Origin of the sequence: Pseudoalteromonas sp. SR43-3 (genome assembly GCF_014163875.1) — a bacterium.
Taxonomy (GTDB): domain Bacteria; phylum Pseudomonadota; class Gammaproteobacteria; order Enterobacterales; family Alteromonadaceae; genus Pseudoalteromonas; species Pseudoalteromonas distincta.
The window spans coordinates 1-24,678 of sequence record NZ_JACJEC010000002.1; the positions used below are offsets into that span (position 1 = coordinate 1).

General features: G+C 40.5%; 16 protein-coding genes. 2 read left to right on the forward strand and 14 right to left on the reverse strand.

Translation table 11 applies throughout. The features are described from left to right. Positions 1-287 precede the first annotated feature (287 nt). The 9 genes from fba to H5088_RS02390 form a co-directional block, all read right to left on the reverse strand. Positions 288-1,352 carry a class II fructose-bisphosphate aldolase gene (fba, locus tag H5088_RS02350; protein WP_002961523.1) on the reverse strand — a complete coding sequence of 355 codons (1,065 nt, stop codon included), beginning with the start codon at positions 1,350-1,352 and terminating at the stop codon, positions 288-290. A gap of 201 nt (positions 1,353-1,553) precedes the next feature. Next, entirely contained in the window at positions 1,554-2,729 is a 1,176-nt protein-coding gene (locus H5088_RS02355; protein ID WP_002961525.1) for a phosphoglycerate kinase, read from the reverse strand. 64 nt (positions 2,730-2,793) lie between these two features. Beyond that, on the reverse strand, positions 2,794-3,810 hold the full coding sequence (epd, locus tag H5088_RS02360) for an erythrose-4-phosphate dehydrogenase (RefSeq protein WP_002961528.1): 1,017 nt from the start codon (positions 3,808-3,810) through the stop codon (positions 2,794-2,796). A 178-nt stretch (positions 3,811-3,988) separates the two neighbouring features. Then, entirely contained in the window at positions 3,989-4,651 is a 663-nt protein-coding gene (locus H5088_RS02365) for a peroxiredoxin-like family protein (protein ID WP_182711872.1), read from the reverse strand. A 79-nt stretch (positions 4,652-4,730) separates the two neighbouring features. After that, entirely contained in the window at positions 4,731-5,459 is a 729-nt protein-coding gene (locus tag H5088_RS02370; RefSeq protein ID WP_182752130.1) for an SIMPL domain-containing protein, read from the reverse strand. A gap of 138 nt (positions 5,460-5,597) precedes the next feature. Continuing rightward, the gene (locus tag H5088_RS02375) at positions 5,598-6,221 is read right to left on the reverse strand and encodes a 3'-5' exonuclease (RefSeq protein ID WP_182752131.1); all 624 of its coding nucleotides are present in this window, start codon (positions 6,219-6,221) and stop codon (positions 5,598-5,600) included. Between the two features lie 15 nt (positions 6,222-6,236). Next, positions 6,237-8,075 (reverse strand): DUF294 nucleotidyltransferase-like domain-containing protein, encoded by a 1,839-nt coding sequence (locus H5088_RS02380; RefSeq protein ID WP_182752132.1) that lies wholly within the window; start codon positions 8,073-8,075, stop codon positions 6,237-6,239. Between the two features lie 123 nt (positions 8,076-8,198). Continuing rightward, positions 8,199-9,923, reverse strand: coding sequence for a sodium:solute symporter family protein (locus H5088_RS02385; protein ID WP_002961534.1), 1,725 nt, complete (start codon positions 9,921-9,923; stop codon positions 8,199-8,201). A gap of 10 nt (positions 9,924-9,933) precedes the next feature. Continuing rightward, a complete protein-coding gene (locus H5088_RS02390) occupies positions 9,934-10,197 on the reverse strand; it encodes a DUF4212 domain-containing protein (RefSeq protein WP_002961535.1) in 264 nt (87 codons plus the stop codon). A 414-nt stretch (positions 10,198-10,611) separates the two neighbouring features. Between H5088_RS02390 and H5088_RS02395 the strand changes: the two genes are divergently transcribed. Beyond that, positions 10,612-14,052, forward strand: coding sequence for a PAS-domain containing protein (locus H5088_RS02395; protein WP_182696468.1), 3,441 nt, complete (start codon positions 10,612-10,614; stop codon positions 14,050-14,052). A 102-nt stretch (positions 14,053-14,154) separates the two neighbouring features. Here the strand turns inward: H5088_RS02395 and H5088_RS02400 are convergent, their stop codons facing one another. From H5088_RS02400 to H5088_RS02415, 4 genes are all read right to left on the reverse strand, one after another. After that, positions 14,155-16,800: a DUF2339 domain-containing protein gene (locus H5088_RS02400; RefSeq protein ID WP_182752133.1), complete on the reverse strand. Its 2,646-nt coding sequence runs from the start codon at positions 16,798-16,800 to the stop codon at positions 14,155-14,157. A gap of 126 nt (positions 16,801-16,926) precedes the next feature. Further along, complete coding sequence (locus tag H5088_RS02405) at positions 16,927-18,288, reverse strand: hypothetical protein (protein WP_182752134.1); 1,362 nt, start codon at positions 18,286-18,288, stop codon at positions 16,927-16,929. 163 nt (positions 18,289-18,451) lie between these two features. After that, a complete protein-coding gene (locus H5088_RS02410) occupies positions 18,452-19,357 on the reverse strand; it encodes a GGDEF domain-containing protein (RefSeq protein WP_182752135.1) in 906 nt (301 codons plus the stop codon). A gap of 92 nt (positions 19,358-19,449) precedes the next feature. Beyond that, complete coding sequence (locus tag H5088_RS02415; RefSeq protein ID WP_182752136.1) at positions 19,450-20,034, reverse strand: YqaA family protein; 585 nt, start codon at positions 20,032-20,034, stop codon at positions 19,450-19,452. Positions 20,035-20,221: 187 nt separating this feature from the next. Between H5088_RS02415 and H5088_RS02420 the strand changes: the two genes are divergently transcribed. Then, positions 20,222-21,457, forward strand: a complete 1,236-nt coding sequence (locus tag H5088_RS02420; RefSeq protein WP_182752137.1) for a TMEM143 family protein — start codon at positions 20,222-20,224, stop codon at positions 21,455-21,457. Between the two features lie 77 nt (positions 21,458-21,534). On the opposite strand, the gene H5088_RS02425 is transcribed toward H5088_RS02420, so the two are convergent. Continuing rightward, on the reverse strand, positions 21,535-24,672 hold the full coding sequence (locus tag H5088_RS02425) for an efflux RND transporter permease subunit (RefSeq protein WP_182752138.1): 3,138 nt from the start codon (positions 24,670-24,672) through the stop codon (positions 21,535-21,537). Between the last annotated feature and the right edge of the window lie 6 nt (positions 24,673-24,678).

Consider the following 24,678-nt stretch of genomic DNA (forward strand, 5'->3'; position numbering starts at 1 on the left):
AGCCAAGCAAGTCATAAAGCTATGTAAGAGACGTATTACACAAAGCTATATAGAAAAAAGTTTAAAAAACTTTATTTTGAATTACGAAAAAGAGGCCGCTGGATAAAGTGGGGATCCCTCAGCCCTTCGGGCAGCGCATGTTTGGCATTTATTCCACGTTATCGCCTATTTATGGGGAATAACCACACTGCATAGGCTCTGCCTTGCCTAAATACCAAACATACTGCTGCAAATTCAACCTCGAAAGATAAACAGGCCCTAATAATGATCAATTATAAATTGATCTATTATCTAATTTTAGGGTCTAGTTCGCCGCTTAAGTATTTAAGGTGCATTTCATCAAGTGAAATTGGCTTAATTTTACTAGCCTGACCAGAAGTACCAAACGAGTTATAGCGTGCAACGCAAATCTCTGTCATTGCTTTTGTAGCTTCAGCTAGGTATTTACGTGGATCAAAGTTAGATGGGTTAAGCGCCATATGACGGCGAATTGCACCGGTAGATGCTAAACGTAAATCGGTATCAATATTTACCTTGCGAACACCAAACTTAATGCCTTCAACAATCTGCTCAACTGGCACACCATAAGTTTCTGGAATTTCGCCACCGTACTGATTAATAATTTCTAACCATTCTTGAGGAACTGAAGATGAGCCATGCATCACTAAGTGCGTGTTAGGAATACGAGCATGAATCGCTTTAATGCGATCAATCGCTAAAATGTCATCTGTTGGTGGGCGAGTAAATTTATAAGCACCGTGTGAAGTACCGCAAGCAATTGCAAGCGCATCAACGTGTGTTTTATTTACAAAGTCAGCCGCTTCTTCAGGGTCTGTTAGCATTTGATCAGTTGTTAATAACCCTTCTGCGCCAACGCCATCTTCTTCGCCAGCTTCACCTGTTTCAAGTGAACCAAGTACACCTAGCTCGCCTTCAACCGATACGCCACAGGCATGCGCCATAGCAACTGTTTCGCGCGTTACTTCTACATTGTATTCGTAGCTTGAAGGAGTTTTGCCGTCGCTCATTAACGAGCCATCCATCATTACTGATGAAAAACCAAGCTGAATTGAACGCTGACATACACCTGGCGACGTGCCGTGATCTTGGTGCATTACAACTGGGATATGTGGCCATTCTTCAACGGCTGCTAAAATCATATGACGAATAAATGGAGCACCAGCATAAGCACGTGCACCAGCTGATCCCTGAACGATTACTGGGCTGTTTGTTTTGTCAGCCGCTTCCATTATTGCGCGCATTTGCTCTTGATTGTTAACATTAAAAGCAGGTACGCCGTAACCATGCTCTGCTGCATGATCTAAAAGTTGTCGCATACTGATTAAAGCCATTGGGTATTCTCCAATTTATCGACAGTAGTTCCCTACCATCTAGTTTGAACGGATGTGTTAGTTTGGCGTTATAACAACGCCACGAAAAACCACTGCTTTGCAGTAATATTCCGTCTAAATTAACGACTAAATTAGGGTGAGAGGTATTTAGTAATTAATTGTCGGTGAGGGCTATTACCCCCTCACCTTACGCCACTAAAATTACTTAGCGCGCGACTCTAGCATTTCAACTGCTGGAAGTTTTTTGCCTTCTAAAAACTCTAAGAACGCACCACCACCAGTAGAAATATAAGATACTTTATCGGCAATGCCGTATTTATCGATTGCGGCTAAGGTATCACCACCACCCGCAATTGAAAACGCATTTGAGTTAGCAATTGCTTGTGCAATAGCACGAGTACCATTACCAAACTGGTCAAACTCGAACACGCCAACTGGACCATTCCATACAACAGTGCCTGCATTTGCAATAATTTTTGCAAGCTTGCTCGCTGTATCAGGGCCAATATCAAAAATCATATCATTGCTTGTTACTTCGCTTACATCTTTAAGTGTAGCTACAGCAGATTCAGAAAACTCATTACCAACCACTACGTCAGTCGGTACCGGAATTTCACCATTATTAGCAATCGCTGCTGCACATAAACGGTTCGCTTCATCCATTAAATCAGGTTCGTAAAGCGATTTACCAACTGGGCTACCTGATGCAGCAATAAAGGTATTTGCAATACCGCCGCCGGTAACTAATTGGTCAACAATTTTAGAAAGTGAATCTAAAACGGTAAGCTTAGTAGATACTTTAGAACCACCAACAATCGCTACTAATGGACGCGCTGGATTATCAAGTGCTTTGCCTAACGCTTCAAGCTCAGCCGATAACAGCGGACCTGCACATGCAACATCGGCAAATAAGCCAACGCCATGGGTAGACGCTTGTGCACGGTGAGCCGTACCAAATGCATCCATTACATATACATCACACAGTGCTGCTAGTTGCTTAGATAGCGCTTCGTCGTTTTTCTTCTCGCCTTTATTAAAGCGCACATTTTCAAAAACAACCACTTCGTTATCAGCAATATCAACACCGTTTAAGTAATCTTTTTCTAAACGTACAGTTTGCTCTAGGGCATCGTTTAAGTAATCAGCTACAGGTGCAAGCGAAAACGCCTCATCGTATTCCCCTTCCGTAGGACGGCCAAGGTGTGACATAACCATTACTTTAGCGCCTTTCTCAAGGGCTAGTTTAATAGTAGGTAGTGCTGCACGAATACGCGCATCTGACGTCACTTTACCTGCTTTAACTGGTACATTTAAATCTTCACGAATTAATACGCGTTTGCCGTTTAAATCTAAATCTGCCATTTTTATGACCGACATGAACATCTCCTTAGTTAACGATACTGAACCTGAAAAATACGTTTAAAATTATTATATTAATAAATTACTTATTCACTGCCATCATAGCACGCGCTGTGTCGAGCATACGATTAGCAAAACCCCATTCGTTATCACACCATACTAATAACTTTATCAGTCGTTTGTGACTAACACGTGTTTGTGTGCCATCAATAATACAAGAATGTGGGTCGTGATTAAAATCAACCGATACAAGCGGCTCTTCGGTATAACTTAAAATACCTTCTAAGCGGTCTTTTGCTTGTGCTTTAAGTGCATTATTTACTGCATTTAAATCTACATCGGTATTAACCGTTACACTTAAATCCATTGCCGTGACATTTATAGTAGGTACACGTACGGCGATGGCTTCAAAACGGCCTTTAAATTTAGGTAAAATACGGTCTATACCACGAGCGAGCTTTGTATCAACTGGAATAATTGATTGGCTTGCAGCGCGAGTACGGCGTAAATCATGATGATAACCATCAATCACTTGTTGATCGTTCATCGACGCATGAATCGTTGTAATAGCGCCCGACTCAATACCAAATGCATCATCTAATACTTTAATAACCGGCACAACACAGTTAGTTGTACACGATCCGTTAGAAACAATTGTGTGCTCACTTTTAAGCTCATCGTCGTTAATGCCATACACAATCGTAGCATCAACATCGTTATCGGCCGGATGCGAAAACAACACCTTTTTAGCACCTGCGGTAATATGTAACTGCGCATGTTCACGCGAGTGGTAAACACCCGTACATTCAAGTACAACGTCTACATCGAGCGTTTGCCAAGGTAATTCAATTGGGTTTTCTTCACAAAAAAGTGCAATGGTATCGCCTGCAACACTAATGGTGTCTTCACCAAGTTTTACAGGAAAAGAAAAACGACCGTGGGATGTGTCGTATTTTAATAAATGAGCAATAGCTTCAGGATCAGCAAGTTCGTTAATCGCAACAATTTTTATATCGTCGCTCAAACCAGACTCGTATAACGCGCGGACAATATTTCGACCAATACGACCAAAACCATTAATTGCAAGTTTGATTGCCATGAAATATAAAATCCACTCTTTTAGCGTGCAGATAAAGGCAATACGCCTTTTAGATGTCTGTATTGTAATCGACCTTGCATCTGATTATAAGAGGGAAGCATTAGAAACTTTAAATTAACGTTGAAGAGCTTAGGCATTGCAAGCTCTTCAAGGGTTCTGACTTTTAAAATTAAGTTTTTTATACTAAATTTTTCAAAGCGTTAATTATATCTTCTGGCTCAGAACGAGTACGATAATCAACATCAACATAACGCCAAGTCACTTTACCTTGTTTATCTAAAACAAAGGTGGCAGGGATCGGTAAAACACTACTATTGCCATTGTTAACCGACTCTAAATCTAGGCCTCGGTCTACTCGCATATGCTCGAGTAAAAATGTGGGCACTTGCCATGCTACGCCGTAGCTTGCTGCTACATCGGCATTTTGATCACTCAGCACTAAAAAATCCATGTTACTTATATCGCTTTCGCTCATTGAGCCATCGGGTACTTGCGGGCTAATAGCCACCAATTGTGCGCCTAAAGCATGAATTTCAGGTAAACGTGACTGCAGTGCTTTCAGTTGTAAATTACAGTACGGACACCAACTACCACGATAAAAAGTAATAACCACAGGTCCGTGTGCAAGTAGTTCTTCTAATAAAACTTGCTCACCTTTTTGATTCGGCAGCTCAAAGCGTGGGGCACTTTGAGCTAAATTAAGTGCATTTGCACCCTCTTGAAAGGATTTTGCTTGAGCAATACTTTCATCAACACCTTTCATAAAATCAGGATTACCTTTTCGCCCAGCGGCTACTTTTGCCTCGGTTTGTGCTTTTAATGTGTTGCTTTCATCGCTCATAGTATCGCTACCTTCAAATTAATCAAAAACTTAAAGCCAGCTTACATTATGAAAATGTATTTGAAATGAAAATTTTAACTTAATCATTTATTTCTAAATCAAACACCACGTTTATTGATGATTTAAAGCTTACCGTTTGTTGTAGATAATTTTTGCGAGCTTTAGGAAAAGAATCGCTTATTGGATTTACTCTATCTATTTTTTTAACCGCTGCACCAAAACCACTGTAAACACTTTTTTGAGTTGAGCTAATAGTGCGTACTTCACCCACTTTTGTATCAAAGGAGTTAGCAAGCATATTTGCTTTTTCTTTTGCGTTATTAAGTGCTTGTTGTGCAGCTTGTGCTTGTAACAGCTCAGCTTTTGAAGATAAAAACTCAGTACTTTGAATCGCATTTACTTTTAAATTCAATAAAAAATCACTTAAATCATTCACTCTTTCAATATTTTTAAGTGTTACTTCAAAAATCCTTATAGCTGCGTATTCAGCGGGAGCCTGATGCCCTGTTTCAATGTAATCCATACCCGTTTTTTCAACTTTAACACTTGAGGCGACTACATCATCGGCAGTTATTTCAAATTGACTTAGTCCGTCAATTAGTAAATTAACTTTATTATCAAGATCGTTCTTAGCTGCTAAAGGTTCGTTTTTAATACTTATAATTTGAAATAGTATTTTAGCTATATCAGGAACGGCAAGCACCTCTGCAGTCCCTTGAACCGAAATTTGACGGCTTGTAGGTAAGCCTGAATTAGCAAAAGTGATGAGTGGGAATAAGGTTAAGAAAATGGCAGTGATGAGTTTCATGATCGTCCTTGAAGTGATTAGTTAGATAATGATTACGTAACTGTACCTATAGTTATACGGATAACAATAAAAGTAAACTGCTCTTTATTGTAGGCGGGAGTTTATCTCGCGCGGCATAAAGCCCCGCCTTCAGCCAACCTACATCAACTCGCCTACTTTTAACTCTTTGCCACGGCTTATTTGATGACACTGGGCTAGCAGTAACTCGGCAGTGGCTTGTGCATCGGTCAGTGCGTGATGGCAATGATAGCTTGGTAACTCATAACGTGTGCGGCAAGCATTAAGGGTTAAATCATCTTGTTTTATTTCAGTTGAATGATGGAGTAAGCGCTTTTGCTCAATATACAGTGTGTCGATTATGAGTTTAGGACGTATAGTTATATTGGCATTTTTAAGCGCTATTTTTAAAAACCCCCAATCGAGCATGGCATTATGAAACACTAAAATACAGTCGCTAAAGTGGCTACTTAGTTGCGTTAATATACTGTTTAGGCTTAGCCCCTTTGCTATAGCATCATCGCTAATTCCATGAAAAACAGGGCTTTGCTCAAGGCTTTTTACGTTTTTATTTATAAGGTGCTGCGACTCGCTCATTTTTATACATTGGTTATCTATTATCACCCACGCTACCGATACAATTTCGTGCTGTTTTGCATCAAGGCCAGTTAGCTCTAAATCAATCACCAAATAACGTTGTTGTAAGGCATTTTTGCCTAGTAATTTACGGCGCTTTAAATACCGAGTGAGCAGCTTTTTTACCATGTTAGTAATCCATCATTATAAACTGCCGCGAGCAAACTTAAACGCAGCGGCTTGCTGCGCTTGTTTAACAAGATAAAACGCTTCTTTTAGTTGATGGCGCTCTAGTGAGTTTAATTTATTAGGATTAATACAATTACTCGGTAAGCCCTCTTCGTTTATTTGTGTACTCAAGCGCAGCTGCGTTAAGAACCGCCAGCAGTCTTTTAGGTTGTATATATCTTCTTTGCTGATCAGTTTATATTTTAGTAGTGCGTCCAACCGCTCTTGCGTGTTGGCGCGCCTAATACCCGCTTTTAAAGCGTATAACCGCACTATGTCATTTATAATTACGACACCGCGTTTTTTTAAATCTATGTATTTATTATTTTGATCTGTTTTTTCTGTTTTAAATTTATTAAATAAACCAATTGGCACGCTGTTGCTGCTTATGTCGGTTGCCATTGCGGCATAGAATAAGTCGTTACGCGATATACGAATTAGTTGCTCGCAAAAAGCCGTGTATAAAGCGTTTGAACCTTCAATAAATCGCAGGTCAAAAAATATCTTACAGTTAAGCATTGCATTGGGTGTGGGGCTTTTTATCCATTTAAAAAAGCGCTCGCTCCAGTCGTTTACGCTCATACGGCACTCATCACTGCTTGCCATAATATTACCTGGGCAACGCCTAATGCCGCACTCAACTAAATTCTCGCATACAAACTCCCCCATACTTTTAAAGTAAGCGTGTTGCTCGGTGGTTAAGTCGTTAGGGAGTAATAAGCCGTTATCTTGATCTGAATGCAGGGTTTGTTCTTCGCGTGCTTGCGAGCCAAAGCAAATAAAACTAAAGCTGGTTGGCGCTGCGCCATGCTCTTCTTGAAATAAGTGAATCAGGCGCGATGTAAGCGCATCGGTTAAACCACTGAGTAATTTACCAATTAGCGATATGTCGTCAATGTTGTACGAAAAACTACGCAAAAGTTCGGGAATTTCTTTAGCGTAGCGTTTTAAATCAGTAACAGTGTGCGCTTTATATATGCGCCCAATAAGCTGTACGGGGTCACTTTTTTGTTGGCGCAGTAAATCGGTGCTGGTTATCATCCCTATCGGGTTATGGTTTTCGTCAAGCACGGGCAAATGGTGAATATTGTATTTAAGCATTAAGTGCAGCGCCGAAAACACCCGGTTATTTTCAAATATAAACTTAGGTTTTGCGGTCATAATACTGCTTACTGCGTCTTGTGGATCTACCTCGTCGGCAAGTACTCGGTTGCGTAAATCGCGGTCGGTCACAACCCCTACTAAGTGCGCGTGCTGCGTTATCATTATTGACGATACGCCATGCTCTTTCATTTTTTTAGCGCTTTGCCTAATACTTGCATCGGGCGTAAGCGTAATTGCTGTGCGCGTCATCAGCTCTGATATTTTACGTTCCGACCAGCTATCGTTTTTACTTTTATAATGCGATGACAACAACCGGTTAGCATGAGCGCGTACAAAGTATTGCTCAAACGATTTATATTCTCTGCGTAAAAAATCAAAGTGCGTTTGAGAGAGCATATACACTATCCCCTCTTTTTGTACTTCTAACCTATTTTGAATTGCCTCACCGGTTAATAGCGAAGGAAAACCAAAATAGTCACCTTGCGCTAAGCGCGTAACAACATCGCCCTTGCCATCAACGAGGTCGTACAAACCAGAGCGAATTAAAAATAGTTTAGGGTTTTCACTTTGTAACCACTGAGTTTGGTTTTCGCGGGTAAGGTAAATAATATCAAGATGATTTACAAAGTATTCGCATGCGCTGCTATCAAGCATAGTAAAAGGCGCTTGCAAACAAACGTATTGGGCTATTTCTTGTTGTTCTACACTCATTGTATTCGCTCTTTAAATGGTGATGTACCAATCTAATGTACTTATTTATTAAACAAATAAAAAGCCCGACTAAAGTCGGGCTTTGGGTGCTTTATATTTTTTTACTATATCTATAAATGTTGCCTAGTGATCGTGCGCTTCAGCTGACCCTTTAGGGTTACGAATACCTTCTACCATTTCTTGAATTTCAATAGGTGTAGCTTGAGTAAATTTAAGAACAACTGCAGCTACTACAAAGTTAATAATCATACCAATTAAGCCAATACCTTCAGGCGAAATACCTAAAAACCAATGTTCAGGATTATTAAGCTCAGGGCTTACAAACTTGAAGAAGATGATATACGCAGCGGTAAAGCCAATACCCGTTACCATGCCTGCAATTGCGCCCTCTCGGTTCATTGTTTTAGAGAATATACCCATAATAATTGCTGGGAAGAAACTCGCTGCCGCCAAGCCGAAGGCAAATGCCACTACCGATGCCACAAATCCAGGCGGGTTAATACCAAAGTACGCGGAGATAACAATAGCGACCATGGCTGCCAACCTCGCTGCAAGTAACTCTTGCTTGTCGGTAATATCGGGCTTGAGGGTTCGCTTGAGTAAATCGTGCGAAACGGAGGTCGAAATAACCAGTAGTAAACCTGCGGTTGTAGACAATGCAGCGGCAATACCACCGGCAGCTACAAGTGCAATTACCCATGCTGGTAAATTAGCAATTTCTGGATTTGCTAATACCATAATGTCGCGGTCTACATTTACTTCGTTAGCACTGTTCGGATCGGTGATTTTACCCGCCGTGTAGAACATTTTGCCATCGCCGTTTTTATCATCAAATGTAATTAAACCTGTGCGTTCCCAGTTTTTAATCCATCCTGGTGCTTCTGCGTAAGCTGTACCGCTACCGTCTTTACCATTAATAGTATCAACCATGTTTACGCGAGCAAAGGCTGCAACCGCAGGTGCTGTAGTATAAACAATGGCGATGAACACAAGAGTCCATGCAGCAGAAATACGTGTGTCTTTTACGCGAGGTACAGTGAAAAAGCGTACAATTACATGTGGTAAACCAGCAGTACCTACCATTAACGCACCAGTAATAGCAAATACGTCAATCATGCTCTTAGAGCCTTCGGTATATTGCGCAAAACCAAGTTCAGCGCTTAAGCCATCTAATTTATCAAGTACGTACACGCCATCGCTGCCAATTAATGTGGCACCAAAACCGGTTTGTGGGAAGAAATGACCCGTCATCATCATCGAGATAAAAATGGCTGGTACAAGGTATGCAAATACAAGTACACAATACTGCGCTACTTGTGTGTAGGTAATGCCTTTCATGCCGCCAAGTACCGCATAAAAGAATACAATCACCATACCAATGTAAACACCGGTTTCAATTTCTACTTCTAAAAAGCGTGAAAATACCACGCCTACGCCACGCATTTGCCCTGCTATATAAGTGAAACAAATGAATATGGCACAAAAAATAGCAACTAAACGCGCGGTACGTGAATAGTAACGGTCGCCAATAAAGTCTGGCACAGTAAACTTGCCGAATTTACGTAAGTAAGGCGCTAAACACATGGCTAATAGTACATAACCACCTGTCCACCCCATTAAGTAAACACTGCCATCGTAACCTGCAAACGAAATAATACCCGCCATTGAAATAAACGACGCGGCGCTCATCCAATCGGCAGCTGTTGCCATACCATTAGCAAGAGGAGGTACGCCGCCGCCCGCTACATAAAACTCTTTGGTTGAACCCGCTCGGGCCCATATTGCTATGCCGATATAAAGCGCAAAGCTTAAACCAACAATTAAAAACGTGAGTGTTTGAACATCCATTGCTTAGCTCCTATTCGTCTACGCCGTATTTTTTATCTAACGTATTCATTTTGAAAACGTACACAAAAATCAAAGCAACAAAGGTATAAATCGCGCCTTGCTGGGCGAACCAGAAGCCAAGTTTAAACCCAAAAAAACGTACTTCATTAAGTACATCAACCAGTAATATGCCAAAGCCAAAAGACACGACAAACCACACTGCTAACAGTTTAAATAACAGCGAAATGTTTTCTGCCCAATAAGCTTTTGCTTGTTCTTCATCTTTAAAAGCCATTTTTGTTTTCCCCTTTAAGCACCGCAATATCGCGATGAGTGGTTTTTTATCTTCGCTTACCAATTTAGCAACGCTGGTTACATATTGAATTGAGACCATAGTCGTAACAGCTTGTTAACGTTTACGTAAACTGTATTTATCATTCAAGCGTGTTTTATATATTTTTATATTATTTCAATTACTTAGGCTGTTTTTGTAAGCTGGCTTTATGATTAAATAGATAAGTTGGTCATTAATGCGACATTAGTCTAATGCTCAAGGGTGTTTTATTTTTACTGTTAATATTCAGTAAGATATAAATAAAATAAAAGTTTTATTTTAAATTCAACCCTCACACTTAACCTCAGTTCTGGTATTGTGTTAATCCCTCATAGGGATGAGGGATTATTTAAAATAATAAGGTTTAATAACAACATGACTGCCGTACTCATTATTGTTGCTTTAAGTTATATAGGTGTGCTGTTTTGGCTTGCCAATTGGGGCGATAAAACAACCCCTTTAGCAAAGCGTATTAGCCATCACCCATTTGTGTATTCACTCTCACTCGGGATTTACTGTACCTCTTGGACTTATTACGGTTCGGTAGGAACAGCCGCCACCAGCAGTTGGAGTTACTTGCCAATATTATTAGGCCCTGCGTTGCTGTTTTTATTCGGCCAAGGATTTTTACGTAAGCTGGTACTGGTAAGTAAAAAACAAAATATAACTACTATTGCTGACTTTATTTCAGCTCGTTACGGCAAACGTCAAACTACAGCAATAATGGTTACTGTAATCGCATTACTGGCAACCATTCCCTACATTGCACTGCAATTAAAAGCGCTTAGTACAAGCTTTTTACTTTTGCAAAACAGTAATAAAATATCCGGCGATATGCTCGCGCTTTCTGCCACACTAATTATGGCTTTATTTGCTATATTTTTTGGTACTCGCAAAGTTGATGTAACTGAATATCGCTCTGGCTTAATGCTCGCTGTTGCATTTGAATCTATGATTAAACTTATTGCTCTTATTGCCGTTGCGGGGCTTGCAGTATTTACACTTTTTAATTTACCCGAAGCCACCACGAACAAAGTAACTGAATCTATTTGGGGTCACTGGAGCGATTTTAACTTTTTTAGCTTTAACTTTATTGGCCAGTCTTTAATGGCTGCAGCGGCTATTATATGTTTGCCTCGCCAGTTTCATGTAACCGTGGTCGACAACCAAAACAAACGCCACTTACTTACCGCTCGCTGGGCTTTTCCGCTGTATTTACTACTAACAGCCGCAATGATTTTACCTATTGCGACTGCGGCCATTCATCCTGAAATTGGCAGCGGCTATTCACCCGACAGCTTTGTACTTGCCCTACCGCTAATTAACGACAATGCATTCTTAACCACTTTTGTATTTATAGGTGGACTATCTGCCGCCACCGCAATGATAGTGGTAGCAACGCTTACATTAAGCACGATGATTTCAAACGATGTGGTATTGCCGTTAATGCTGCGTAGAAAGTTTAAACGTAACTTAATTACCAGCAGTTATAAGTCTCGTATATTACTTGTAAGGCGCTTTGCTATTGCAGGCATATTAATTTTGGCCTATTTCTATCAGCAATGGTTTGGCCATAGTAGCGCACTGGCCAGTATGGGCTTGGTCGCATTTTCACTTGTTACCCAATTGCTGCCCTCTATTGTGGGTGGTTTATATTGGCGAAAAGGTCATGCTTATGGGGTGTATGCGGGTTTGGTCGCAGGCTTTATTTGCTGGATACTATTTTTAATGCTGCCAATACTCGATGCCGGCACAACCCTTGATAGCGAGCTGCAACAAACGCTTATAACGCGTGGAACCTTGATAGCTTTGTTTGCCAATATTGGTTGTTATATTAGTTTTTCACTTGGGGCTGAGGAGCGCTTAATTGATAAAATTCAGGCCGCTGCTTTTGTTAACCCTAAAGATCAGGCTATTTTATCAAGGCGCTTAAATAAAGACGTAAAAGCCACCGTTTACGACTTTAAAATACTACTGCAAACCTTTCTAGGTATTCAGCGCAGCCAACAAGTGTTGGCCCATTACGCACTCGCCCATCATTTAAGCGATAACAACGCACACCCAGAGCCTGAATTTATAGCTTACTGCGAACGCGCATTAACGGGCGTGCTTGGTGCATCGTCGGCACAAGCGTTAATACATACGGTATCGTCGGGTAAACGTATGGCGTTTGAAGAAGTTGTAAACTTTTTTGACGAAACCACACAAGCGTTGCAATTTAATCAAAATCTGTTATTTACCTCACTCGAAAATTTAAGCCACGGTATTTCAGTTGTTGATAAAGATTTAAAACTCGTTGCATGGAACAAACGCTACAATGAAATGTTTGGCTACCCTGAAGGCTTTTTAGAAGTAGGCCAACCCATAGAAGACATTATTAGATACAACGCTAACCGTGGTGAATGTGGCCCTGGGGAAATAGAACGCCAAGTAGAAAAACGTGTACAGCATTTAAAATATGGCAGCTCGCATCATTTTATTCGCCACCGTCGTAATGGCCAAGTATACGAAATGATTGGTAATCCGCTGCCCGATGGCGGATTTGTTACCAGCTTTTCGGATATTACAAACCACATAAGTACGCAAAATGCACTTGAAGAAGTAAACATGGATCTTGAAAATCGCATAGAAGCACGTACTCAAGAAGTGCAAACTATTAATAAAGACTTACAAGCTCAAATAGATAGTCGTGTACAAACCGAGCAAGCACTTACTTTAGCTAAACGAGAAGCAGAGCAAGCCAACGACAGTAAAACGCGCTTTTTAGCACTGGCGAGCCACGACATTTTACAGCCGTTAAATGCAGCACGTTTATACCTTGCCGCTATTGACGAAAAACAGCTCGACAGCACTAACCAAAACAGCTTTGAAAAACTAGGCGACAGTCTCGATTCAACCGTGCATTTAATGTCGGCATTGCTTGAAATAGCTAAGCTTGAGCAAGGCGCTATGACCCCTACCCCTCGCCACTTTTATATTGAAGATATTTTAGCGCCACTACAAAGTGAATACGCTATTTTATCAAGTGATAAAGGCCTTAAGCTTAGTGTGCGTTCAAACCAACAAATTGTGCACAGCGATATAACCTATTTGCGCCGAATTATTCAAAACTTGGTCTCTAATGCAGTTAAATACACCGACAATGGCCGTGTATTAATTGCCTGCAGGAACCGAAAGCACAATTTACGAATAGAAGTATGGGATACAGGCCCCGGTATTAGCGAAGTAGAGCAAGCCAAAATATTTAACGACTTTTACCGTGTGGAGTCGGGCGATAACAAAGGCGTAGGCTTAGGCTTAGGTGTTGTAAAACGTATGGCTGACTTATTAAGTTTGCCGCTTGATGTGCATTCTGAGCCAAATAAAGGTAGCCGCTTTAGCATTGAGGTACCTTATGGTGACGAGCAGTTTGTACAACAAAAAAGTACTACAAACAGCCTAATAGAAAACCGTGCAGCAATTAATATTGTTGCCGTAGACGACGACCCTGAAAATTTAGCAGCAATGGCAAGCTTACTTAAAAAGTGGCAAGCTAATTACACCCTTTTTGATAACGTAGATAATGTACTGGCGCATGCTAAAGAAAACGGTGCACCCGATGTTATTTTAATGGACTATCAATTAGGCAATGACTGCGATGGGATAACGCTAATTAAAACCCTGCGCGAAATTTGGCAAAGCCAAGTCCCTGCTATTTTAATTACCGCCGTGCGCGACACCGAGCTTAAGCAAGAAACCAAAGCCGCTAATATTCATTATTTAAGTAAGCCAATTAAACCGGGCAAACTAAAGGCACTGCTTAATCACAGTACATAGTGATCTAGTTAAAAGTGTTCTAGTTAAAAGCTATCAAGTAATAGCGTAAAACAAAAAGCCCAGTATCTTCACTGGGCTTTGCTTTATAAAGTGTTCATAAAATTAAACTGGATTTACTCGGCTTCTAAGCTTTTGGAACAACCAACTTAACCCCACCAATGAAAGCCCTAATCCAATAAACGAAAGCGCTTTAAGTAAGCCCTCCAAGTTAGCCATATCAATTAAAAACACTTTAACAATAACGGCAGCTAGTATGCCCAGGCCTACTTTTTGTATTAATAATTGATTTTTTAAATGCCCAAAAATAACAGTACCCGCCCCCAATACTAACCAAATAACAGAGTAGCTATAGAGCTCTGCATTGCTTGCGCCTTTTGATAAGTAAATGTAAGGACCTTGCCAGTACTGACGAATAAAGCTGTTTATTGCCAATAATATAAAGCCACCTGCAACGGCCAATATAAATGGCGTAGCTTTAGCATTTATTGGTTTTACAAGCTTGGCCAGCCAAAGCGTTAATCCTGCAGGTACTAACCACAATAGTAATAACCAGTTAAATATTGGCAGCTCACCTATGTAAAGTGATTCAAATAATGGGTTATCCTCAAGTAGTGTTTTAATAGCAAAAAGCCCTGCTAACCCCGCAAGTGCAAAACCCGCCACTTTATATAACTTAGCTAAAGTACCGGCAAGTTTTGCTCTGTGTAAATACACACACCCTAATGCCAGCCAGTTACAGGTAAGGAGTATTTGTTCGTAAAAGTTAAGTGAATCAAATTGCGGATAATGCCCTACTAACTGATAACTTGTTTCGGTAGTAATAAAAAGCGCTAAACAATGAAGGGCTGCACCTTCGAGCCATATTTTAAGTTTTGATGAGTCAAAGCACTTAGCTGCGGCAAAAAATAACGAAATACATAACGGATAAACCACAATACTCCAATGCAAACCAAATACCGTAAGTGCATCGTAACTTGGTGTCCAAGGCGCAAGCGTTAAGCGCAGTAATAACGCAGCAACCAAGGCTTTTATAGGCCAATGTGGCATAGGCACGTTATAGCGCTTAATAAGTACGCTTATAAGTAATACTTGTACAGCCAGTGCAATGGTTAGGCCGCTGTCACTTAATAGCATGGTAATTGCTAACGTAATATTGGCATTAGCACCTACCCAATAAGTAAAACGCTGAAATAGCGTTGTATTATGCTGCGCGAGCTTTATTAAAATAGCCGCCACTACAAACAATGCAACGGCCCAAAGTGGATATGCAGTACTTAACGCAGAATTAGGAATAAGCGTATATAAAGTAGCTATCATTACAAATGCACTAAATGCCCCCGTAACATGAAACGCTAAACGCTTAATCTGTTTTTTACCGTAATAGAGCCCAAAAGCGGTAAGTAACAACCCGAGTAATAAACCCAAACCATACTCATTTTTGAATACAAAGAGGGCGTCATCAAATAGATTTGGCGAAAGATGCGTGCGCTCAGCGCCTAATACTAATAGCGTTGAAATAACTAACGCTACGCCCTGCCAAATATCCCAACGGCTATTTTTAAGGACTAAAAACAACACCAATACAATACTTAACACGCCGATTGCTTGCCACTGCATATCAAAGTGACTGATCAACATAGTAAATATTAAGGGCGCAATAAAAGCGAGTAGTAATGCATGATCTGGAAGCACTTTAATTAAGCGTTTTAAACTGTGCGGGCGATGTTCAATAACATTTAGTTTTAGACCTAAGCGCGGTATAGCAATTAACCCTACAATACTAAGTAAAGCTAATGCCCCCATTAACCAAACGGTATTAGCTTTAAGTAGCGTAAAACCAACTAAATACCAGCCAATGTGCCCAACCCATAGTAAATACCATAGCCAAATACGTTGTACTTTATGTGCAACTAACGCAGCCGACAAACTTACAAAGCCAATATACATTAACAGCGCAAATAAGTTACCACTGCCAGTGCTAACCCATATTGGTACGCTGTAAGCGCCAATAATACCAAGCACGGCCAATAGCGGGCCTAACCTAAGCGCCATCGCGCTTGCACTAATTGCTATAATAGCTAACGCAAAAAATGCCACGGTAGGGCTAAGCATATCGTAGCTACTGTAAGCTAAAAGCGTTAAAGCAAAACAAGTAATAAACCCACCACTTGCAAGCGCTGCGGGTATGTAATTATTAAAGCCTTCAAATACAATGCGTTTATGGTGTAAATAAGCTGCGGCTGCAATTAAGCTAAGCCCAAATAATCCACCTAAACTCAGCCTCATTACAGGTGATAGTAATCCCGCTTCTAGGCTGTATTTAGCTAAAAATATGCCCCCAAACGCAAGCGCTATTGCGCCTATCCAGGTCATCCAGTTTTGCTCAAACCCTGCGCGTAATTTATTAAATAGTAATTCTATGGCTGATGCTTCAACTGGTTTGGCTTTTTTAGGAGGCGCTGATAGCTGATTTATTACAGGTGGCGACGCGTTTTGGGACGTTAAGTTTGGCTGTGCTTTATGAGCAATTGGCTCTGATCTTGAAAGCGCTGCCTGAGCCGTAGATGCTTCACTTTGAGGTTCACTTTGCGATATCGATTTATGTGTTTGTAGATGTGTTATTTTGGCCCTTAAAACAGCAACTTCTTGTTTTAATGCATTTAACTGCACTAGCGCTATTAAGCCGCAAATAGCACCGGCAACTACAACCAGTATTACTATGACGGCTAACCCAACTAAATCATCCATGGCACACTCTTATTAATTATTATGCCCTGAGTGTACCTAATTATTAATGAGTAGGTAAATTTTGTTCAATAAAAAAGCCTAAGTACTTAAAGTGCTTAGGCTTTATGCTACTTAATATGTTTAGGTTTATTCAACACTATCGGTAATAGTGCGCTCTAGGGTCATCTTATAACCAGAGCTTGTTGTTTCATCATGCTCTAAAATCAATATGTAGTTACCCTCTTGTGTAAAGTCCATATCGCTTTGTTGAATAAGCACAATTTGCTGGCCGTTGTCTTCGTAAACAACATAAACCGTGTAAATTTCGTTATCTACAACCTGCTCTTCTTGGTCATACTTATCTAGGCCATCGACTACGTTACTAGTGTCGTCTACCGTTTCGCCGTTAAGTGTAAAGTACACATCTACATCTGAAACCGACTGCCCTGCGTAGCTTTCAATTAGGTTTACAACCGATACCGTATGGCTGTAACTGCTTGGTGTTAGATTTTCTTCAACGCTCATCATACGTAAACCGTTATCTGCGTCGTTATAAAAAATACCCACCGCACTTTGCTCGCGCTCTAGCGTCATTAAAAAGTTATCAGCTAGTTTTGTACCTTCTTCATCGTACATCGCCACGCTGTAACTATTAGGCGAAAGTTCAACATAATCGGTATAAGAGTCACTAGCGACTGTATTTGTTGTGTTTACAGTTGTACCGCGTGTAGCAGAAAAGCTTACTGGCGAGTAGTCATCAACGGTATTTATAAAACGTAATTGCCCCAGAGCAGATTGGTGTTTAAGCTCAGTAACGTAGTTATTATCGGTTACTACATCAAGCGTAATACCACCTTCTTCTGTTGCATAACTTGGGCGGATCATTGCTACATAACTTGCTTCATCGTATAAATAAACAGATGAAGACTCGTACACAACATCACTGCTGCCCGCTTCTGTTATGTAAATAGTGTAATAACCTTCATCAACGCTTTGCAGATCTAACTCACTTAAATATTGAGCCGATGAAAAAAGTGTCGCGCTTTCAAATACGCCATCATCAGTTGCTAAGTAAATATCGTAGTTAGTATCCTCACCTGCAATATTGTAAAACCCTAAGTTAAACTCACCCGTATCGCTTGAGATAGGTACGCTAAGCTCTGTAAATGTAGGCTCATCAAAGTTACCACTCATTACTACTAACTGTGTTTTGTCACCCTTAATAGAAATTTCTTGATCGCTAATTGTTATATAGCTGTCGTTAGCATCTAGGTACTCAAAACTTACATCATAAGTGTCTGTGCTGTAGTTATGGCGAGTAGTTACATCAGCAAAATCAGCGCCTGAGCGCTCTGTTTCTTCAACAAACAAACGTGTGTATGGGCTATTGTAAGAGCCGTTATACAATTGGATGTAACCTGTAGAGCTTGAGCTATCGTCAGAGCCACAGCCCGACAAAATAGTAATTAGACTTAAGGGTAATGCAGCTTTTAAAAGGGAGTTGGTCATTAAGGTTATTCCTTATTATTAATATCCCCATTATGACCCAAACATTCTATTTTAATTTCATGATTTACAAAGCATTACCCTCACTGACATTTCCTTACGAAAACGTTAAAATGTGTAGTAAATGTGCAAACAATAAGGACGTGTTTTTATATAATTAAAACGCTTACGGGGCAATTTCAAAACGATCTCGGCCACTCTTCTTAGCTAAATATAAAGCTTGATCAGCGCGCTTCATTACTTTATCTAAAGGCTCATTAGGCGTTTGCATTGCAACACCTATACTTACTGTTAAGTGACGAGAGTTTTGAATATTTATGGTGTGCGCAAGGTCAATTAATTGCTGCGAAAAATCACACGCTTGCGTCATATTATTTGTAGGCAAGTAGCCACCAAATTCTTCACCACCGAGGCGAGCAAATTTGTTTTGGTGCGTAAAAGCATTGTCGTATTTAGTTGCTAGTTCTTTAAGCATTACATCACCAACATCATGACCAAACTCATCATTAATTGCTTTAAAGTGGTCTATATCGATAATTAAAATAACGTAAGGTGAGTGCTGAGCACCTTTAGCGTGCTGATAAAAATAACGTCTATTATGTACCTTGGTTAAATCGTCAATAATGAGCTCACGCGCTAATCGGTTATTAATACTTTGTACAAAGCGCATAGTTTTAAATAAACCATAAGAAGTTAAAAGCATGCCGCTGGTTCTACATAAGTCTTCAAAATAAACACTTACCCAGTAAGGCTGTACAACTAACTCATCAAGCACGTCTGCCGTGGTGCCAATACTCCATAGTAATAAACCAAAACTAGAAAAAATATATGCTTTTTTAGATAGCTCAGAGCATTGAACCATCCAAAACAGAAATATAATGACAGTTAAATTAATAAAATCGGTAGTAAAACCGTACACATTGTTTTGAACTTGTAAGGGAGGAAAGCTAGTTAGGGAGTAGGCTGAAAAAATAGCAATATAGATCAATAAAGCTAAACTTAAAACTTTATTGATCAAAGGCATTTTATAAAAGTTAGAAAGTTTAACGGTAAGTTTTACTGTTTCAATCATATTAATTGCTAGGTTTTTCAGTACTTCATTTGAAAACTATAGCACAATAATAAAAACCATCACGAAGATGAAAACCGTAATCCCCCTCAAATTTAAACTACGGTACTAAGTCCCCACAATCCCAACACTAAAATAGTAATGCCAATCATCGCTTTAGTTTTATGTTTACTAATAATTCGCTCAGCTTCATTACCGGCATAATAAACAATAATAGCCAGGCCAAAGTAACGAATAGAACGCGCAATACCTGAGGCCAATAAAAATAACCAAATAGAGTACTTAGTCGCGCCCGCTGCAAGCATCGCTATTTGAAACGGAATGGGCACAATACCCAGTGTTATTACAAACCAAAAGCCTTGATCTTGCATTTTTTGTTTAACGTTTTCAAATTGCTCAGGGCTCGAAAGTGTATTAATAATCCAATCGCCTACTGCATCAAATAAATAGTAACCCAATGCATAACCAAACAATGCACCCACTATGCAGCCCAAGGTCGCCATTAATGCTATAAGCCATAGTTTTTCACGACGAGCCTGCATTAACGGCACTAATACAGCCTCAAGTGGAATAGGCACTATGGTTGACTCTAAAAACGACGCCACAGTAATACCAGTTAGCATGTGTTTAGAGTCAATAAATTTACGTGTTTTTTCTTTTAATTTTTTCTGAATGGCCATGTTCAATCCTTTTAAAGGCGATAGTAAATTTATATATGCTTTAATCATCACATAATTAGGTTAATACAGCCTGAAAATTTCACTACTACTTGCGTAACTTATTTACTATTAACAAATTAGCAATGTTTATAAGAATATTTTATTATGTGTCAATGCAGTTAAATACCTACCAAAGCAGTTAAAGTTTATGCAAAGTGCGCGTTTTATTCCTTTTAGAAAGCAAGATATTGTTGATATGTGTAGCCAAGAGCTCAATAACAACACACAACAAACATCGTTTGAACAATTTTGCGATTTACTAGCAAGCCTTATTCATTACGATTACCACGCAACACTTGAATCACTTAAAAACAACTACGCCCCTTTTGATCCCAACAGTGACACGCGATCATTAGCTCCAGTATCGGAGGATCAAAAAGCGCAGTGCCAACGTGATTTTGCTAAAGATTTTGCTAAGGTACTTAATGCAGCTAACTTTGAAGTGATCACCAATGAAGACTTACAAGATGCATTGAACGAAGAGTCACTATTTAAAGTGCGCCTTGAGGTTGAATTTGATGACTTTGAAGAAGTGGTTTTTTATCGCCGTGGCGAGTCGCAACTGACCGAAACCATAACCAGCTTTTGGGGCCTTCGTAAAAAACCGCTGCACTTTACTAATTACGGCCGAGTAGCCGTGTTTATTCGCTTTAAAGATAGTGCTTATTTTGAAGCTAAAAATAAAACGCCTTTAGGGTTTGAGCCAAGTTCGACCATAGTTAAGCTGTTTCAAAATGTGCCAAAAGCCGATCTCGAAATGCTATTTCCTAACAGTGAAGTACGCATGCGCCCTATTGATAAAGCAATTATTGGCTCATCGGCTTTAATTGGCGGTGCGGTGGTACTTATAACTAAGCTTGGTGCATCAATTTTATTATTGCTTGCTCTGTTTGCTTTTTGGGGTGGCTTTAGAAGTGAAGCTGTCGAAATGACGCAACAACACTTTATTACCTTTGCTATTGGCATGGGGGTATTTGGCAGCTTTATTTTTAGAGAATGGAGTAAGTTTAAAAACCGTAAAATTAAATTTATGAAAGCACTTAGCGATAACCTCTACTTTAAAAACCTTGATAACAACGCCGGTGTTTTTCACACCCTTATAGACGCCGCCGAAGAAGAAGATATAAAAGAAGCGCTGCTTGCGTATACGTTTTTACTAAAATCAGAAAGCGGCTTAACCGCCCAAACGCTTGATGAACAAATAGAGCATTGGTTTAAAAGCAAATACCAGTGCGATCTTGATTTTGAAATTAGCGATGCGCTTGAAAAGTTGGAGCGTATGCGCTTAGTAACGTGCACTAATGATGTGTATAGCGCAATAAATTTGGAACACGCAAAAACTATTTTGGATGAGCGCTGGGATAACTTGTTTCAATATAATTAACCTGCAAAGTTTACTTAACAACAAAAAGCAGCTGAAATTTCAGCTGCTTTTTACGTTATGTATTGAGCTTCAACTGGCTAAGCTGCTTGATGCCTATTAAACTTTGCATGCACTAATTTATAAAGTGCAGGCAATATTAATAGCGTAAGTAAGGTTGATGAAATAATCCCGCCAACCACAACCGTAGCCAGCGGCCTTTGTAGCTCAGCGCCGGTGCCAGTATTTAGCGCCATAGGAATAAACCCTAAACTTGCCACTAAAGCAGTCATAAGTACTGGGCGCAGGCGCGAAAGTGCACCTGTTTGTATCGCATCGATTAAACTGAGCCCATCGGCTCTTAATTGTTTAATAAACGACAGCATAACCACACCATTTAATACCGCGACACCACTTAGCGCTATAAACCCCACACCTGCTGATATTGAAAGCGGCATATCGCGTAATAGTAACGCAAGCACACCACCGGTCAGTGCAAGTGGCACGCCGCTAAATATAATTAACGAATCACGAAGTGAATTAAACGCACTGTAAAGCAGGCCAAATATAAGCAATAAAGTAACTGGCACCACCAGCGATAACCGCTTACTTGCCGATTCTAATTGCTCAAATGTGCCGCCGTATTCAATCCAATAACCACTTGGTAAATTAAGATCTGAATTTAAAGCGGCTTGTGCATCACTTACAAAGCTTGCTAAGTCGCGCCCTTCTACATTTGCAGTAACAACAACATTACGCTTACCGCTTTCGCGGTTTATTTGATTAGGCCCTTTATCAATACTAATATTTGCAACTTCGCCAAGCGGTACAAATGCAAGGTCGGGGTTAGCACTTTTGGGCACGGCCACTGGCAAACGCGCAAGCTGTGATACATCGTTTGACCAGCGCTCATCTAAACGCACTAATAACGAAAAGCGTTTATCGCCTTCATAAATAAGCCCGGTTTGTACACCGCCTACCGCAGCACTTACACTTTGCTGTATATCGGTTACTGTTAAACCTAACAGCGCCATATGATCGCGAAGCGGCGTTACCGAAAGTGTAGGCAAACCTTCCATTTGCTCAAGGCGTACATCAGTTGCGCCTGTAATGTTTTGCACCAAGGCTGTGGCTTTTTCGCCATACTGTTTTAATGTTGATAAATCATCGCCATAAATACGCACCGCAACGTCGGCGCGCACGCCTGCTATTAACTCGTTAAAACGCATTTCTATAGGTTGCGTAAACTCATAATTATTACCTGGTACTTCATTTACTAAATGGCGAATTTGCTTAACTAGATCTTCTTTACTTAAAGCGGGATTAGGCCATTGTTCGCGCGGCTTTAACATTAAAAAGGTGTCGGCAACGTTAGGTGGCATAGGATCGTTTGCTACATCTGGAGTGCCAATTTTTGAAAATACTTTTTCAACTTCAGGTATGTCTAAAATGGCTTGCTCTAGCTCTTTTTGCATTTTTACCGATTGTTCAATACCGGTGCCGGTAATGCGCAGTGCGTGCATGGCTATATCGCCTTCATCAAGCTGCGGTAAAAATTCAGCGCCCATATTTTTAACTTTAAAGCCAAGTGCAATTACAAGCACAGCAGCAATGCTTAACATTACCCACGGCAACTTAAGCGATAAACCAAGCAGTGGTTTGTAGCCTCTTTTTATACCGCGCATAACCGCATTTTCGCTCTCACTCACCTTGCCACGTACACATACCGCAATAGCGGCAGGTACAAAGGTAACAGCAAAAATAAGTGCGCCAACTAGTGCGGCTACAACCGTAAATGCCATTGGCTGAAACATTTTTCCCTCAACCCCACTAAGTGCAAACAGCGGCAAATACACCAGCATAATAATTAAAATGCCAAATACCGCAGGGCTAAACACTTCTTTAGTAGCGGCGGTTACAACACTTAAACGCTCATTTAATGTAAGTAGCCGGCCATGTTTATGCTGCGCAAGTCCAAGTTGCCTTAAACAGTTTTCAACCACAATTACAGCGCCATCAACTATTAAACCAAAGTCGATTGCGCCTAAACTCATTAGGTTACCCGACACGCGATTACCCACCATACCGGTAATGGCAAATAACATACTAAGCGGAATAACCATTGCCGTAATCAATGCGCCAGTTACGTTACCCAGTAGTAGCAGTAAAATAACAACCACCAGCACCGCGCCTTCGAACAGGTTAGTTTTTACAGTGTCTATGGTTTTATCAACAAGGGTTGTGCGGTCATAAACTGCTTCTACCACAACACCTTCAGGCAAGCTTAGCTGTACGGCTTTGAGTTTATCTGCCATCGATTTTGCCACTACGCGGCTGTTTTCGCCAATTAGCATCATGGCGGTGCCGAGCACGGTTTCTTTACCATTATAAGTAGCAGCGCCGGTTCTAAGCTCTTTACCTAAACGCACATTTGCTACATCTTTAATCCGTACTGGTGCATCATCGCGCTTAGCAACTACAGTATTGGCTATATCATCAATGGTTTTTAATTGCCCTGGTGAGCGCACTAAATATTGCCCATCAAAGCGTTCTATAAACCCTGCGCCTTGGTTGCTGTTATTTAATTTAAGTGCAGTAATTACATCGCTTAGCGTGAGCTTATAAGCGAGTAGTTTTTCAGGCACGGGGGCTACTTGGTACTGGCGCTTAAAGCCACCTTGGCTGTTTATTTCGGTAACACCTTTTACTTTTAATAGCTGCGGGCGAATAACCCAATCTTGCAGAGTACGTAAATCCTCTGCGTTAAATGGCGTGCCATCGTCTTTTGATGCGCCTTTATTTGCATGCACAGAGTAAGTAAAAATCTCCCCTAGCCCGCTGGCAATTGGCCCTAAGTTTGGCTCAATATTGGCTGGCAAGTCTGAGCGAATACTTTGAATGCGCTCTGATATTTGCTGGCGCGCCCAGTAAATATCGGTGCCTTCGTTAAAAATAACGGTAACTTGCGAAAGTCCATAACGCGAAATCGAACGAGTGTAATCAAGCTTTGGTATGCCCGCCATAGCGGTTTCAATTAAATAGGTAATGCGCTGCTCTGCTTCAAGCGGGGTAAACCCGGGCGCTTTTGTATTTATTTGTACTTGCACATTAGTTATATCGGGTACGGCATCAACGGCTAAATTTTGTGTGTTGTATACACCAAACCCAGCAAATAAAAGCGTGAGCGCAAGCACCATCATTCGGCGTTTAACCGCAAAAGAAACTATCCAATCAATCATGCTGCC

Excerpts from the sequence above, each read along its gene's own strand:
- fba (WP_002961523.1), bottom strand. The coding sequence starts at position 1,352 with ATGGCTTTAATCAGTATGCGACAACTTTTAGATCATGCAGCAGAGCAT.
- H5088_RS02355 (WP_002961525.1), bottom strand. The coding sequence starts at position 2,729 with ATGTCGGTCATAAAAATGGCAGATTTAGATTTAAACGGCAAACGCGTA.
- epd (WP_002961528.1), bottom strand. The coding sequence starts at position 3,810 with ATGGCAATCAAACTTGCAATTAATGGTTTTGGTCGTATTGGTCGAAAT.
- H5088_RS02365 (WP_182711872.1), bottom strand. The coding sequence starts at position 4,651 with ATGAGCGATGAAAGCAACACATTAAAAGCACAAACCGAGGCAAAAGTA.
- H5088_RS02370 (WP_182752130.1), bottom strand. The coding sequence starts at position 5,459 with ATGAAACTCATCACTGCCATTTTCTTAACCTTATTCCCACTCATCACT.
- H5088_RS02375 (WP_182752131.1), bottom strand. The coding sequence starts at position 6,221 with ATGGTAAAAAAGCTGCTCACTCGGTATTTAAAGCGCCGTAAATTACTA.
- H5088_RS02380 (WP_182752132.1), bottom strand. The coding sequence starts at position 8,075 with ATGAGTGTAGAACAACAAGAAATAGCCCAATACGTTTGTTTGCAAGCG.
- H5088_RS02385 (WP_002961534.1), bottom strand. The coding sequence starts at position 9,923 with ATGGATGTTCAAACACTCACGTTTTTAATTGTTGGTTTAAGCTTTGCG.
- H5088_RS02390 (WP_002961535.1), bottom strand. The coding sequence starts at position 10,197 with ATGGCTTTTAAAGATGAAGAACAAGCAAAAGCTTATTGGGCAGAAAAC.
- H5088_RS02395 (WP_182696468.1), top strand. The coding sequence starts at position 10,612 with ATGACTGCCGTACTCATTATTGTTGCTTTAAGTTATATAGGTGTGCTG.
- H5088_RS02400 (WP_182752133.1), bottom strand. The coding sequence starts at position 16,800 with ATGGATGATTTAGTTGGGTTAGCCGTCATAGTAATACTGGTTGTAGTT.
- H5088_RS02405 (WP_182752134.1), bottom strand. The coding sequence starts at position 18,288 with ATGACCAACTCCCTTTTAAAAGCTGCATTACCCTTAAGTCTAATTACT.
- H5088_RS02410 (WP_182752135.1), bottom strand. The coding sequence starts at position 19,357 with ATGATTGAAACAGTAAAACTTACCGTTAAACTTTCTAACTTTTATAAA.
- H5088_RS02415 (WP_182752136.1), bottom strand. The coding sequence starts at position 20,034 with ATGGCCATTCAGAAAAAATTAAAAGAAAAAACACGTAAATTTATTGAC.
- H5088_RS02420 (WP_182752137.1), top strand. The coding sequence starts at position 20,222 with ATGCAAAGTGCGCGTTTTATTCCTTTTAGAAAGCAAGATATTGTTGAT.
- H5088_RS02425 (WP_182752138.1), bottom strand. The coding sequence starts at position 24,672 with ATGATTGATTGGATAGTTTCTTTTGCGGTTAAACGCCGAATGATGGTG.